The 14,542-nt window shown below is 59.5% G+C and carries 14 protein-coding genes; 5 read left to right on the top strand and 9 right to left on the bottom strand.

From position 1 onward, the window contains the following. Positions 1-21: 21 nt before the first annotated feature. The 4 genes from V476_RS11900 (at position 22) to V476_RS11885 (ending at position 3,954) form a co-directional block, all read left to right on the top strand. Entirely contained in the window at positions 22-369 is a 348-nt protein-coding gene (locus tag V476_RS11900) for a hypothetical protein (RefSeq protein ID WP_016566914.1), read from the top strand. 110 nt (positions 370-479) lie between these two features. Further along, on the top strand, positions 480-2,264 hold the full coding sequence (gene tfpB, locus V476_RS11895) for a type IV pilus assembly ATPase TfpB (protein WP_003347463.1): 1,785 nt from the start codon (positions 480-482) through the stop codon (positions 2,262-2,264). Between the two features lie 140 nt (positions 2,265-2,404). After that, complete coding sequence (locus V476_RS11890) at positions 2,405-2,725, top strand: DUF2388 domain-containing protein (RefSeq protein WP_002551535.1); 321 nt, start codon at positions 2,405-2,407, stop codon at positions 2,723-2,725. Between the two features lie 605 nt (positions 2,726-3,330). Next, positions 3,331-3,954: a hypothetical protein gene (locus V476_RS11885; RefSeq protein WP_024959775.1), complete on the top strand. Its 624-nt coding sequence runs from the start codon at positions 3,331-3,333 to the stop codon at positions 3,952-3,954. Between the two features lie 169 nt (positions 3,955-4,123). Here V476_RS11885 and gcvH read toward each other — a convergent pair whose 3' ends face one another. The 5 genes from gcvH to V476_RS11860 form a co-directional block, all read right to left on the bottom strand. Continuing rightward, positions 4,124-4,510 carry a glycine cleavage system protein GcvH gene (gene gcvH, locus V476_RS11880; RefSeq protein WP_024959774.1) on the bottom strand — a complete coding sequence of 129 codons (387 nt, stop codon included), beginning with the start codon at positions 4,508-4,510 and terminating at the stop codon, positions 4,124-4,126. A 44-nt stretch (positions 4,511-4,554) separates the two neighbouring features. Next, positions 4,555-5,637, bottom strand: coding sequence for a glycine cleavage system aminomethyltransferase GcvT (gene gcvT, locus V476_RS11875; RefSeq protein WP_024959773.1), 1,083 nt, complete (start codon positions 5,635-5,637; stop codon positions 4,555-4,557). A gap of 154 nt (positions 5,638-5,791) precedes the next feature. After that, positions 5,792-7,408, bottom strand: coding sequence for an ABC transporter permease (locus V476_RS11870; protein WP_024959772.1), 1,617 nt, complete (start codon positions 7,406-7,408; stop codon positions 5,792-5,794). A gap of 260 nt (positions 7,409-7,668) precedes the next feature. Beyond that, a complete protein-coding gene (locus V476_RS11865; protein ID WP_003392555.1) occupies positions 7,669-8,670 on the bottom strand; it encodes an extracellular solute-binding protein in 1,002 nt (333 codons plus the stop codon). Positions 8,671-8,786: 116 nt separating this feature from the next. Next, complete coding sequence (locus V476_RS11860; protein WP_024959771.1) at positions 8,787-9,497, bottom strand: Crp/Fnr family transcriptional regulator; 711 nt, start codon at positions 9,495-9,497, stop codon at positions 8,787-8,789. An 81-nt stretch (positions 9,498-9,578) separates the two neighbouring features. Here V476_RS11860 and V476_RS11855 point away from each other — a divergent pair, with 81 nt between their 5' ends. Next, on the top strand, positions 9,579-10,103 hold the full coding sequence (locus V476_RS11855) for an Mpo1 family 2-hydroxy fatty acid dioxygenase (protein WP_024959770.1): 525 nt from the start codon (positions 9,579-9,581) through the stop codon (positions 10,101-10,103). A 54-nt stretch (positions 10,104-10,157) separates the two neighbouring features. Here the strand turns inward: V476_RS11855 and V476_RS11850 are convergent, their stop codons facing one another. The 4 genes from V476_RS11850 to alr all read right to left on the bottom strand — a co-directional run bounded on the left by V476_RS11850 (position 10,158) and on the right by alr (position 14,487). Continuing rightward, positions 10,158-12,089, bottom strand: coding sequence for an acetyl-CoA hydrolase/transferase C-terminal domain-containing protein (locus V476_RS11850; RefSeq protein WP_024638966.1), 1,932 nt, complete (start codon positions 12,087-12,089; stop codon positions 10,158-10,160). Positions 12,090-12,390: 301 nt separating this feature from the next. Continuing rightward, entirely contained in the window at positions 12,391-12,714 is a 324-nt protein-coding gene (locus V476_RS11845) for a c-type cytochrome (RefSeq protein WP_024959769.1), read from the bottom strand. A gap of 25 nt (positions 12,715-12,739) precedes the next feature. Next, the gene (locus tag V476_RS11840) at positions 12,740-13,288 is read right to left on the bottom strand and encodes a cupin domain-containing protein (RefSeq protein WP_003314015.1); all 549 of its coding nucleotides are present in this window, start codon (positions 13,286-13,288) and stop codon (positions 12,740-12,742) included. A 125-nt stretch (positions 13,289-13,413) separates the two neighbouring features. Beyond that, positions 13,414-14,487: an alanine racemase gene (alr, locus tag V476_RS11835; RefSeq protein WP_024959768.1), complete on the bottom strand. Its 1,074-nt coding sequence runs from the start codon at positions 14,485-14,487 to the stop codon at positions 13,414-13,416. Between the last annotated feature and the right edge of the window lie 55 nt (positions 14,488-14,542).

Below are 14,542 nucleotides of genomic sequence, written 5' to 3'. Positions count from 1 at the left end.
GCATCCTTGTGGAGTATCAGCATGCCCAATCTCGAAGCCGTCACCCCCCCTTCCCAGCGTCCAGATAGCTGGTCGTCCAGCAATGCACAGTGCTGCGCACGCTACCGTATCTGCGCCGAAGCCGAGCCTGCCTTGCTCTGTCAGGTGTTGAACCTGTTTGCCATGCAGTATCTGATTCCCGACCAATTGAGTGCTGTGCAACAAGAGAGCCTGCTGCTCATCGACCTTCAGGTTTGCAGATTGAGCTGGCATCGAGCACAGGTGATTGGCGAAAAAATGCGCAACCTGATCGACGTCTGCTCAGTGGAAGTCGAGCAGGTCGACGTCCGGAATACTGCGCAATCCCGTGTCGCCCTGGCGACGGGCTGAATCAATTCGCCTGCTTCGGCAATTCCCGGTCGCATAGAACCAATAACGCTGTCACGCTTGGCGTCTACTCTTGTTCATCGTCCAATGACGAATTGCCTCAAGGAGCGCACATGGCAGCCCTGGCCCCCTCTTCACAGGATCGCTGGCTTGATCTGAATGATGTGCTGCGTGATCTGGTTGCCGAAGGCTATCTCGGCCAGGACGACGCGGAAACGGCACTCACCCAACGTCGCAGTGCGGTGAACATCCAGCTGCATCCCCTCGAGTTTCTCGCTTCGCTGCAGTTTGACGACCTCAAGCGACCGGGCAAGAAGCTGGACGTGGAAACCCTGACCGCCTGGCTGGCCAAAACCTGTGGCCAGCCTTACATGCGTATCGACCCGCTGAAGATCAACGTCGCGGCGGTCACGCCACTGATGTCCTACGCCTTTGCCCAGCGCCACAAGATTCTGGCCGTGGCGGTCGATCGCGAATCGGTGACCATCGCCAGCGCGCAGCCTTATGTGCGCTCATGGGAAGCCGACCTGGCGCACGTGCTCAAGCTGCAGATCAAACGTGTGGTCGCCAACCCGGCAGACATCCAGCGCATGGCGATGGAGTTTTTCAGGCTGGCCAAGTCGGTCAGCGGTGCCAGCGCCTCTGAGCAAAAAATGAGCAACATGGGCAACTTCGAACAGTTGCTCAAGCTCGGTGCCAGCGATCAGGAGCCTGACGCCAACGACGCGCACATCGTCAATATCGTCGACTGGCTGTTCCAGTACGCCTTCCAGCAACGCGCCAGTGATATTCACATCGAGCCGCGCCGCGAACAGGGCACCGTGCGCTTTCGCATCGACGGGGTGCTGCACAACGTTTACCAGTTTCCGGCGCAGGTGATCATGGCGATTGTCAGCCGCCTGAAAAGCCTGGGCCGGATGAACGTCGCCGAAAAACGCAAACCACAGGACGGGCGGGTCAAGACCACCACGCCGGAGAATCGCGAAGTGGAGTTGCGCCTGTCGACCCTGCCGACCGCGTTTGGCGAAAAAATGGTCATGCGGATCTTCGACCCCGAGGTATTGCTCAAGGACTTCGACCAGTTGGGCTTTTCCAGTGACGACCTGCGGCGCTGGCAGGAAATGACCCGCCAGCCCAACGGCATCATTCTGGTCACCGGCCCGACCGGTTCGGGCAAGACCACCACGCTGTACACCACCCTCAAGAAACTGGCGACCTCCGAGGTCAACCTGTGCACCATCGAAGACCCCATCGAGATGGTCGAACCGGCCTTCAACCAGATGCAGGTTCAACACAACATCGACCTGAGCTTTGCCGCCGGCGTGCGCGCACTGATGCGACAGGACCCGGATATCATCATGATCGGCGAGATTCGCGACCTGGAGACGGCCGAAATGGCGATTCAGGCGGCGCTTACCGGTCACCTGGTGCTGTCGACGCTGCACACCAACGATGCGCCCAGCGCCATCAGCCGGATGCTCGAACTGGGTGTGCCGCACTACCTGCTCAAGGCGACCATCCTCGGCGTCATGGCCCAGCGTCTGGTGCGCACCCTTTGCCCACACTGCAAGGCGCCCATTAACCTCAACGAGACCGACTGGCAAACCCTGACGCGCCCCTGGCAGGCACCGGTGCCACCCGGCGCGCATCAGGCGGTCGGCTGCGTGGAGTGTCGCGATACCGGCTACCGGGGTCGGGCGGGTGTCTACGAGATCATGGTCATGTCCGACAACATCAAGGCATTGATCTCAGCGGACCTGGACCTGACCGCCATGCGTCGTCAGGCCTTCAAGGAAGGGACGCGCAGCCTGCGTCTGTCCGGCGCGCAGAAAGTCTCGGCGGGCCTGACTACACTTGAGGAAGTGCTGCGGGTAACACCGCAAAGCGAACAACGCTGATCAAGGTTGAAAGCGTTGTCCAGAAGCCCGCGCAGCATGGCGAGCCAGCTAAAGTGAACTATACGGTACACCTTGATTGAACTAGTTCGGGGCTTTGGCTATCCAACCCCTCAGAACAACCACAGCTGGAGTAATTCATCATGCGTCTCAAGTTCGCTGTCGCCACCGTAGCCTTGCTTTCCATCCCAATGGGTTCAGCGATGGCTGACACCTTCTGGCGTAATGTGCTGTCTTCCGGTGCAACCACCGGCTCGACTTACCTGACCTTCAAGGATCACAAACTGATCGTTGCCGCCCAGGACGACGCAGGCAGCTTCGTCGCCAGCGACGGTGGCATCCGCGGTCCGTTCCTGGAAGCGGCCATCGAGCAGGTACGCAAAGACAATCCAGGCCTGAAAGCCACCGACATGGAACTGGCCAATGCGATCCTGGATAAGAATCTGGTCGCTGAAAACCAGTAAGCGTCATAAATAAAAAATGCTGCTTGATGAGCCTGATACCGCTCGCTCAAGCGAAGCAGCATCGCGGCTTATTATAGAAATATTCACCGTCCTTGGCCTTTAAGGCCTGGACGGTGATTCATTAACACCCCTCCCGTCTCTGCATTTAGCAAAATATCGTCCTGTCGACGAAATTGGCTGCTCGGTCCGTGTCTAAAAATGGCGACGTGCTAAACCCTCATCAGAGATGTTCAGCCGTGTGGGCGCCTTGCAAATCCATTACTAAACAAGGCCATGCATAGCACGAACCAATGTAGCTCGTCAGCGGTATACGAGGTCGGCCAACGGTTGCCCCATTGGAGAGACACACCGCACGAGCGACATCCTCTACAAGACTGTTATTCATAAAGGTGCTCAGGCCTTGGCGGCTGAAATCTCATTGAGAACGCGCCCAAAACTCATATAAAACAGCAACCTTTCAAGCGTATTTAAAACTCAGAATTCGACTATAACGCACTACTCTTAAAGCTCCAAAACTATATAAAAAATGTCAATACTATCAGTAGATAACCTCTCATCCGCCTGACAAAATAAAAAGACTGACAAATAATTTCAAGGAGAATTACATGAATACGGATGTCGAAAAACCCTTCACCGCGAAGTTGGCCTACAACGACAAGAAGAACGACGGAAGCAGTATTTTAATAAATATTGATTTTTGTTCTCTTGCTTCAACACAGAAGGCAGGTAACGTATCCCCACTTCATTATGAGAGGATCTCCACTGGCTCTGAGATTGTACCTGGGGAGTATTTGTGCGCTAACGCTAAAGCGGCCACCTCGGTTGAGCTTTATTTTCGCTATGACAGCGGACGGGGTGCCTACCGAATCTGGATGAGAGACGGCAATTGTCAAGGAGGGCTTCTTGCCGACTCAAATAATGGATATATATACGCCAGTAGAAACTATGATCGCCCCCACCTTTTTTGGTTATATCAACCCGACGAAAATGGCACCTGGAGAACCATAACCATTGACCAATATGCTCCCTCAACACCCTTTCGCATACAACAAGCTGATACGCAAACAAATATCGGCGTTTACTCGAAAAACATCCCCTTTTCAGGCGAACCGTCAATATGGTGGGCCTATATAACCACCGGTTCCGAGAGTGATAAGTTTGTATTACACGCCATTAAAAAGGGCGTTGATTACGCACGAACAGATGTCTGGGGCGTGGGTAAAGCCTAAGCTGCTCGGCCATCAATCTACTTTGATGGCCGAGTCTTTGACGCCTTCGAATGCTCTCGAAAACCTTTCCCAGGCTTTAACATTCTGTTAATCCATCCCAGAAGGCCGTGAGGTGGTTCTACTTAAGTGAACCACCTTACCCCCCATCAACAGCATTCTCGTGCATTGATTATTCGCCGATGGCGCTCTTGTATCCATCGGCATCCAGCAGCTCGGCCAGATCGCCATTGGCGTCGCTTGGCTTGAGCTTGAAGATCCAAGCGCTGTACGGCTCGCTGTTGAGCAACTCGGGCGAACCGCTCAGTTTTTCATTGATCTCGATAACCTCGCCCGCAACCGGCGAGTAGATATCCGAAGCGGCCTTGACCGACTCGACAACACCGGCGATGTCACCGGCAGCGAACGCTGTGCCGATTTCCGGCAGTTCGACGAAGACCACATCGCCCAGTGCTTCCTGTGCATGGTCCGAGATGCCGACAGTCACGGTGCCGTCTGACTCCAGACGTGCCCATTCATGACTTTTGGCGAAACGCAGCTCGGCGGGAATATTGCTCATTTAGTCATCCTCAACATCGGGTCAGCGGAAAACCCGCCATTAGGTTAGATCAAGGTTTTGCCATGGCGCACGAACGCAGGCTGCACCACCCGCACCGGGTACCATTTGCCGCGGATTTCCACCTCGGCCCGGTCAGCGGTCGCCATCGGAACGCGAGCCAGTGCAATGGATTTGCTCAACGTAGGAGAGAAACTACCACTGGTGATCTCTCCTTCGCCAATTTCTGCGACACGTACCACCTGATGCGCCCGTAAAACGCCGCGCTCTTCGAGCACCAATCCGACGAGTTTGAAGGCGGTTCCTTCAGCACGTTCGCTCTCCAGCGCCTTGCGACCGATAAAATCACGGTCGGCAGGCTCCCAGGCGATGCTCCAGGCCATATTCGAGGCCAAGGGCGAAACATGTTCACCGATGTCCTGGCCATACAGGTTCATGCCGGCCTCGAGGCGCAGCGTGTCGCGAGCGCCCAGGCCGATCGGGGAAATACCCGCGCCGACCAATTCATTGAAAAAGCTTTGGGCCTCTTCGGCAGGCAGCATGATCTCCAGGCCGTCCTCACCGGTATAGCCGGTGCGCGCGATAAACCAGTCACCGTCATCAAGCCCTTCGAACGGCTTGAGCTGGTGAATCAGTTCGGCGCGAGCGCTTGAAACCAGCTCGGCAATACGGGTTCTGGCCTTGGGGCCTTGAATGGCGAGCATCGCCATTTCACTGCGCTCGACCAATTGCACGTCGAAGTCGCCCAGCTGCGACTGCATCCAGGCAAGATCCTTGACGCCGGTCGCCGCATTGACGACCAGCCGATAACCTTCGGGCGTGAGGTAGACGATCATGTCATCGATCACCCCGCCGCTCTCGTCCAGCATGGCGCTGTACAAGGCACGACCGGGGGTTTTGAGCTTGTCTACATCATTGGCCAGCAGACGACGCAGCCAGACCCGGGCCTGACGGCCGAGCACATCGATCACGTTCATGTGAGAGACATCGAAGACCCCACAGTCGCGACGCACCTGATGGTGTTCCTCGACCTGCGATCCATAATGCAACGGCATGTCCCAGCCACCAAAATCGACCATTTTCGCGCCAAGGGCGAGGTGCAGGTCGAACAGGGGGGTACGCTGTCCCATGGGTTTCTCCTTCCGGGCGTGGCGAAGGTGCGGGCAGACGAGATCGGCAAGCCCCCCAATAAACCGGAGTTTGCAGCACGTAACAGCTGACCGAATTATCTGACAGACCGCACCAATTGCGGCGCATTGTAGCCGCAAGGTGAGGCCCCCGCACCTAGCCAATCTGACGGGCAGAGCGACGAATCAGCCCAATGACAGGTAATAATCCTACAAGCACCAGCGACAAAGCTGGCAACGCAGCCCGGGCCCACTCGCCCTCGCTGGTCATTTCGAAGATGCGTACCGCCAGCGTATCCCAGCCAAACGGGCGCATGAGCAGGGTTGCCGGCATTTCCTTGAGCACATCGACGAACACCAGCAGCGCCGCGCTCAGCGCCCCTGGCACCAGCAACGGCAGATACACGTTGAGAAACAACTTTGGCCCGCTGACCCCCAGGCTGCGCGCGGCTTCAGGCAATGACGGGCGGATACGCGACAGGCTGTGTTCCAGCGGACCGAAGGCGACGGCGATGAAGCGCACCAGATACGCCAGCAGCAAGGCCGAGAGGCTACCGAGCAGCAAAGGCTTGCCTGCGCCGCCCAGCCAGCCGGACAGCGGAATGACCAGTTCGCGGTCCAGGTAACTGAACGCCAGCATGATTGAAACCGCCAGTACCGAGCCTGGCAATGCGTAGCCCAGGTTGGCGAGGCTGACGCCGGAGCGGATCGCAGGCGTGGGCGCCATACGTCGGGCAAACGCCAGAATCAGCGCCACACTGACGGTGATCAACGCCGCCATGCCGCCCAGATAGAGCGTGTGCAGAATCAGCCCGGTGTAGCGCTCATCCAGATCGAAGCGGCCACGCTGCCAGACCCAGACGATCAATTGCAGCATCGGCACCACGAAAGCACAGAGAAACACCAGCCCACACCAGAGGCTTGCGGCCAATGCCTTGATGCCGCGTAACCGGTAAAGCGCAGCGCCACGCGGACGCTCGTTGGCCGGTCGGCTTGCACCCCGAGCGCGGCGTTCGCCGTACAGCAGCACCAGCACGGCCAACAGCAGCAGGCTGGCCAGTTGCGCGGCGCTGGACAGGCTGAAGAAGCCGTACCAGGTCTTGTAGATGGCTGTGGTGAACGTGTCAAAGTTGAACACCGACACCGCGCCAAAGTCGGCCAGGGTCTCCATCAGCGCCAGCGCCACCCCCGCGCCGATGGCCGGACGCGCCATTGGTAGCGCCACGCGCCAGAATGCCTGCAAGGGCGTATTGCCCAGCGCTCGCGCAGCCTCCATCAGGCCCTTGCCCTGCGCCAGAAACGCCGTGCGCGCCAACAGGTAGACGTAGGGGTAGAAAACCAACACCAGGACGATGATCACCCCACCGGTGGAACGCACCCGAGGCAGACGCAGACCGGAGCCGAACCATTCGCGCATCAGGGTCTGCACCGGGCCGGAAAAATCCAGCAGCCCGACGAACACGAACGCCAGCACATAGGCGGGGATCGCGAAAGGCAGCATCAGCGCCCAGTCCAGCCAGCGGCGACCGGGGAATTCACACAGGCTGGTGAGCCACGCCAGGCTCACCCCCAGCAGTGTCACGCCCACGCCGACACCCAGCACCAGGATCAGCGTATTGCCCAGCAGACGCGCCATCTGGGTTTCGAGCAGGTGCGACCATATCTGCTGGTCAACCGTCTCCCACGACAGCAGCAGAACGCTCAGCGGCAGCACGACCAGCGCAGCGATGGCAAAAACCAGGGGGTACCAGCGGCGTTGCACAGGATGGGCCAAGGAGGTTCTCGAAATGAGGGGGGTCAAGAGGGGTGCACAGGCCTGCTTCTGATTCTGGCTGAAAGCCGTAGGAGCGGACTTGTCCGCGAAAAAGCCGGTACATTCTCAGAAAATGCACTATCTGAACTGACGGCTTCGCGGACAAGTCCGCTCCTACGCCCTGCGGGCAGAAGCCTGAAAGCCCCGTGTCCCAGGCTATTCAGTACCTGAGCTAACGCTGAGCACTGAAGCGTGAAGCGATAAGGCACTTGGGTATTAAATCAATTCCAGCCCGCGCGATCCATCATGCGTATCGCTTCTGCCTGACGCTTGCCTGCCACTTCGACCGGGAGGGTGTCGGCCTTGAACTGCCCCCAGCTCGCCACTTCTTCTGAAGGCGCCACCTTCGGATTGGCCGGGAACTCCTGATTGACGCTGGAGAAAATCTTCTGCGCCTCGGGGCCGGTCATCCACTCCACCAGCGCCTTGGCCGCTTCGGGGTGCGGGGCGTACTTGGTCAGACCGATACCCGACAGGTTGACGTGCACACCGCGATCAGCCTGGTTCGGCCAGAACAGCTTCACCGCCAGGTCGGGTTTTTCCTTATGCAGGCGACCGTAGTAATAGGAATTGACGATGCCCACGTCGCATTGCCCGGCATTGATCGCCTCAAGCACCGCGATGTCATCGGAGAACACGTCGGTGGACAGGTTGTTGACCCAGCCCTTGAGGATTTTCTCCGACGCTTCGGCGCCGTGGGTTTCGATCAGCGTAGCGGTCAGCGACTGGTTGTAGACCTTCTTCGCGGTACGCAGGCACAAGCGGCCTTCCCAGTTCTTGTCGGCCAGCGCCTCGTAGGTGCTCAGCTCGGCAGGCTTCACCCGGTCGGTGGAGTAGGCGATGGTGCGCGCGCGAAGGCTCAGACCGGTCCAGCCGTGGGTCGACGAGCGATACTGCGGCGGAATGTTGGCTTCGATCACCGGCGAGGTGAACGGCTGCAGGATACCCATCTGCTCGGCCTGCCAGAGGTTGCCCGCATCGACCGTCAGCAACAGGTCGGCGGTGGCATTCTGGCCCTCGGCCTTGATGCGCTGCATCAGCGGCGCTTCCTTGTCGGTGATGAATTTGATCTTCACCCCGGTACTGGCCGTGTACGCATCGAATACCGGCTTGATCAACTCGTCGATCCGGGACGAATACACCACCACTTCATCGGCAGCCTGAGCGGTGCTGCCCAGTAAAGTCAGTGTCAGAGCAGCCAGAAGACGCTTGCTTGCCTGCATCGGGGTATCTCGCGTTCGCAAAGGAGGCGAAATGGTAGTGAATCCCATTTGCTATCTCAATCGAAGCGACAGCGGAGCCGTTACCGGATGTGTCCAGGCTCGATCATGACCGGTGATCAGCAAACAGCCCTGGCTCTGGAAAAGTTCGCCACCCTGCGCAGCTTGTCCACATCGAACACTTCCAAGTGCCCCTCTGCCAGGCGCACGATCCTGCGCTCATGCAGGTCCTGGAGCACTTCCAGCAAGGCCGGCGAGGCAAGCGCGAGACGCTCCGCCGCCTGAATATCATCCAGCGCAATCAGGCGTCGTACCTGGCTCAACGGGCCATACCCCTCGCTGAGCAGCAACAGGCGCCAGGCAACTCGCGCCCGCGGCGGCAGGCGACGCATTTTCTCGGGGTTCGGCAGTGGCAAGCCGACCTTCTGGCTGAGCAGCGCGGCAAACCAGCGCCAGTACTCGGGGTGCCTGTCGAGCAGCCGGGCCAGGAATGGCTGGGGGATGTGCAGGAAAATGCTCTGTTCCAGCGAACAGACTTCGAAACGGCGCGGCAGCCCGTCAAACAGCGAGACTTCGCCAAACCAGCACGGCGCGCTCGTCGATTCCACGTGCGTCAGCAGCCGCTGCTCGTGGGTGCCGCCGATCCGCACGCTGCCCTCCAGCAGCACATAAACACCGCACGGCAGATCGCCCTTGTCGAACAGCCGCTGGCCGGGCGTCTTGCGTCGCTGGCGGGCAGCGTCCAGCAGGCTATCCTGCAGATTGGCAGGCAGATGGGAAAACCAGTAATCGGATAGCAATCGTGACCGCCACGACACTCCATTTGTCATTTTTGCTCCCTTCTCTTTCAGCCATGCATGTTGTACAAGAAATCAGGCTCAAGCCGGCCATCGTCTCAGGCGGGAATAATAATGAAAAACCTTGTCGATCATCTCAGCCAATACGCGGCTTATCACCGTGATTCACGCAATATCGTGACGCACTTCGTGGGTATTCCACTGATCGTGCTGGCCGTGGCGGTGCTTCTCTCGCGACCGGGCTGGCATATAAGCGGATTGTGGCTTTCACCGGCGGCGCTGCTGGCCTTGGGTTCGACGATTTTTTACCTGCGACTCGACCGCGCCTTGGGCATCGTCATGGCGGTCTTACTGGCGCTGTGTCTCTGGGCCGGGGCCAACCTTGCGCAGCAGGCAACCATGGTCTGGCTGAGTGCGGGCGTCGGGCTCTTTGTGATTGGCTGGATCATCCAGTTCGTCGGCCATTACTACGAGGGGCGCAAACCGGCCTTCATCGATGACCTGACCGGGCTGATCATCGGCCCGTTGTTTGTGGTCGCGGAGCTGGCGTTCCTGATGGGCCAGCGCAAGGATCTGCAGCACGCCATCGAAGAGCGCGTCGGCCCGGTGGGGCGTGCGACCCGCAAGGCGACGACCTAGGCGCCAAGCGCCGGGCACCGATCGTCGCCAGCGGCAACGATCAGTGCCCGCCTATTAGCCGGCAAGCCCGGTGCTGTTCTGCAATCCGGCCAGCAACAGCCGCTGATACAACTCTTCGCGCAAGCCCTGCGGAGCGTCGAGCTGCATGCGTTGCAAGTGCGCGAGGAAGGCTTCGGGGTCCGGAGCGTCGAGGGTCGCTTTGCCCAGTTCGAGGATTTCAGTGAGCTTGAGCTTGCTCTTCAGCCAGTTCAAGGCTCTGAGCAGGTCGCGCTCCTCGGCGGTAAAGTCGCAACCCAACGGGTACTCGGTAAACAGTGACGGGTAGCGTGATGCAGTGTCCTTGAGGCGCTCGGGCGTGTTGTCGGTGAAGCGCGGATCGAGACGGAAGTCCTTGGGCAGCTTGCCAGCCTTTTGCGCCTGCTCGATCAGGCCCGATTGAAAACGCGAGTCAGTGATATTCAGAATTCGCTCGATCACCGTCGCGTCGGTCTGCCCGCGCAGATCGGCGATGCCGTATTCGGTCACGACAATGTCGCGCAAGTGTCGGGGGATGGTGGTGTGGCCGTACTGCCAGACGATGTTGGAGCTAACCTCGCCGCCCGACTCACGCCAGCTGCGCAGCATCAGGATCGAACGGGCGCCTTCCAGTGCATGGGCCTGCGCCACGAAGTTGTACTGACCGCCCACGCCACTGAGCACCCGGCCGTCTTCCAGCTGATCAGCCACTGCCGCGCCCATCAGGGTGACGGTAAACGCACTGTTGATGAAGCGCGCATCGCGGCGTTGCAGGCGCTTGAGTTCTTCCTGGCCGTAAAGCTCGTTGATGTAGCTGATGGCGGTCATGTTGAACTGCGCCAGCCGCTCGGCGGGCAACTCGCGCAGCCGCGCGTAGAAACTCTGCGGACCGAGGAAAAAGCCGCCGTGCACGACCACGCCACCAGGATGGGCATCCTCATCCAGCGTGCCCATGTTGGCCAGCCGTTGCAGCTCTGCATCGGCATACACCTTGCGCCGCACGATGCCGGCATCGGCGAGTACCAGCAGGCCGTTGACGAACATTTCGCTGCAACCGTAAAGGCCGCTGGCGAACGGCTGAACGCCGCCTTCCCGATCTATCAGGGTCTGCCAGTTACTCATGTTCAACTCGGCCAGCAGGCCGCGCCAGGTTTCGTTATCGGCCTGGCGGGCCAGCAATGCGCCGGTCAGTGCATCGCCCATCGAGCCAATGCCGATCTGTAACGTGCCGCCGTCACGTACCAGCGTGCTGGCGTGCAGGCCGATCAGGTGGTCCTGATAGCCCACCGGCATATTGGGGGTGGAAAACAGAGTACTGCGCTCGTCTTCGTCGATCAGCACATCGAAGGCGTCGACATCCAGCTCCGAGTCGCCCGGCATGTAAGGCAGGTCGGCGTGCACCTGGCCGAGCATCAGAATGGTCTCCCCGGCGGCCCGGCGCTTGGCGATCATGGGCAACAGGTCGAGGGTCACGTCAGGGTTGCAGCTCAGGCTCAACGTGCCTGGGCGCTGCTCGTCACGGGCCACCAGTTGCGCGACCAGATTCAGGCCGTTGGCGTTGATGTCGCGGGCGGCGTGGCTGTAATTGCTGCTGACGTAGTCTTGCTGGGCTGACTGGCTATTGAGCAAACTGCCCGGCTGCATGAAGAATTGCTGCACACGGATATTGGCAGGGAGTTTGTCGCGGCGCAGTGCAGCGAGGAAATCGAGCTCCGGATAGTCAGCGAAGACGCGCTCCAGAAACGGTTCGAGAAACCGCGCCTGCAAACCCTCCCCCGGCGTCGGCCGCCCGAGCGTCAGCGCGGTGTAGATCGTCAGCCGTCGTTCGGGCAACTCGCTGATACGCTGGTACAACGCGTTGACGAACCGGTTGGGCTTGCCCAGCCCCAGCGGCATGCCGAGGTGGATATGCTCGGGTAACTGCGCAAGAACGTGATCGACGGCATGCTCGATGGAACAGGAATACGGCATCCCAGCTCTCCTGAATTGTTATTGGGTGCAGGTTGGACCGGCGACAACGTCAAAGTGCTGCATGCTCGTCACGCAGAGCATCATCGTTATACACAATCCCTGGAACGCCCGGAACAAAAGGCTTCCAGGCTTCTGCCCAAAGGGCGTAGGAGCGAACTTGTTCGCGAAAAGGGCGTGTACTATCGCCAAAAATGCATCGATCTAAACATCATCTTCGCGAGCAAGCGAAGCGTCGCCCGGCTCGCTCCCACAAAATGTATGCACAGCGCCGGGCGCTCAGGCGTGGGAACGAGTGTGCACCTCACTTCAGCCCGGACATGCTCTGGATGGCGCTCTTCAGTTCGTCGTTTGTGCAATCGCCGCAGGTGCCTTTCGGGGGCATGATGCCGAGGCCTTTGATAGTGCTGGCCAGCAGTCCATCAAGACCGCCTTTTTGCTGGGCGCGCTGTTCCCAGGCCGCCGTGTCACCGATATTCGGCGCGTTGAGCAGGCCGACGCTGTGACAGGCGACGCAATGCGCCGCGATGATGTCGTCAGGGGCTCGGGCGCTATCGGCGGCTTGCACATTAAACGCCCACAACGTCAGAACGCCTGCGCTGCTCAGAATCTTCCAGGTCAGTTTCACGCGTCACTCATCGTAAGGGGACGGGTCAGAAATTGGCCGGGGTGGCCGCACTGATCAATCGTGCCGGGACATCGAACGGGTTACGAAAGCGATGCGGCCGGGTGCTTTCGAAATAATAGCTGTCACCTGCTTCGAGCACGTAGGTATCCAGCCCGACCACCAGCTCCAGCCGCCCCTCGACGAGGATGCCGGTCTCTTCACCTTCGTGAACGAGCATTTCTTCGCCGGTATCGGCACCCGGTGGGTAGGTCTCGGTGAGAAAGGCAATGGCACGGCCCTGATGCGATTTGCCGACCAGCTTCATGGTCACGGCACCGTCCGATATATCAATCAGCTCGCTGGCCTTGTACACCACTTGAGCGGCGTTTTCGGGCACGGATTCTTCCGAAAAAAATTCGACCATGGACATGGGGATGCCGCCGAGCACCTTGCGCAGCGAACTGATCGAGGGGCTGACGCTGTTTTTTTCGATCATGGAGATGGTGCTGTTGGTCACACCGGCGCGCTTGGCGAGTTCACGCTGGGACAAGCCTTTGAGCTTGCGAATCGATTGCAGTCGTTCACCCACGTCCAATGCGATATTCCCCCAGGTTTTGTCAGGTCTAGTCGGTCTGAACGCCATCATGGCAACAGCGTTCGATATTTACAACACTTCGACAGACACCTGACCCACTGCGGCCTGGGGCACAGGGAACTGAATCAGTCTTCGGAATAGATGCGCGGAACGCGACGCAGATTGCAGAAGATTTCGTAGGGGATGGTTTCTGCGCGCTGGGCGACTTCACTGGCGAGCACCTGCTTGCCCCATAGCTCGACACGGCTGCCGAGCCCGGCCTGCGGCACATCGGTGAGGTCGACGCAGAGCATGTCCATGGACACGCGTCCGAGCAGCCTGGATGGCTGGCCGTCGATCTGCACGGGCGTGCCGGTGGGCGCGTGACGCGGATAGCCGTCGGCGTAGCCCATCGCCACTACCCCGATACGCGACGGCCGGTCACAGACAAATGTCGCGCCATAGCCCACGGGTTCACCAACGGGCAGTTCACGCACGCTGATGATCTTCGATTCCAGGGTCATCACCGGTTGCAGGCGATCCGCCAGCGGGTGCGCCTGATCAAACGGCGTGGCACCGTAGAGCATGATGCCCGGGCGCGACCAGTCGCTGGGGATCTGTGGCCAGCCCAGCACCGCCGGGGAGTTTTTCAGGCTGGTTTCCGCTGCCAGCCCCTTGCGAAAGGTCTCGAATACCGCGAGCTGCTCATCACTGCAGCCGCTGTTCAGCTCATCGGCGCGGGAGAAATGGCTCATCAGCACGATTCTGGCCACTTTGCCGGTTGCCAGCAGACGCTGATAACCCGCCTGGTACTCGTGAGGATGCAGGCCGACCCGGTGCATGCCGGTGTCGAGCTTGAGCCATACCGTTATCGGCTTGCCCAGGCGCGCCTGCTCGATAGCTTCCAGTTGCCAGGTCGCATGTACAACGGTCCACAGGTCATGCTCGACAATCAGCGCCAGCTCGTCGGCCTCGAAAAAACCTTCGAGCAGCAGGACGGGCACACGGATACCTGCCGCACGCAGCTCTAGTGCTTCCTCAATGCAAGCCACTGCAAAACCGTCGGCCTGCGCTTGCAGTGCCTGCGCGACGCGCACCGCGCCGTGACCGTAGGCATCGGCCTTGACGACGGCGAGCGCTTTGCCGCCGCTGTTTTCACGGGCCAATTGGTAGTTGTGACGCAGTGCCTGAAGATCGATAAAGGCGCGGGCTGGACGCATGATGACGTTTACTTGCCTGAAAGGATGGAAGGGGAAGATCAACCCGACGCGGGGA

The sequence above is a fragment of the Pseudomonas syringae KCTC 12500 genome, from assembly GCF_000507185.2.
GTDB classification, from domain to species: domain Bacteria; phylum Pseudomonadota; class Gammaproteobacteria; order Pseudomonadales; family Pseudomonadaceae; genus Aquipseudomonas; species Aquipseudomonas syringae.
This window is presented reverse-complemented; position numbering and strand designations above follow the sequence as displayed.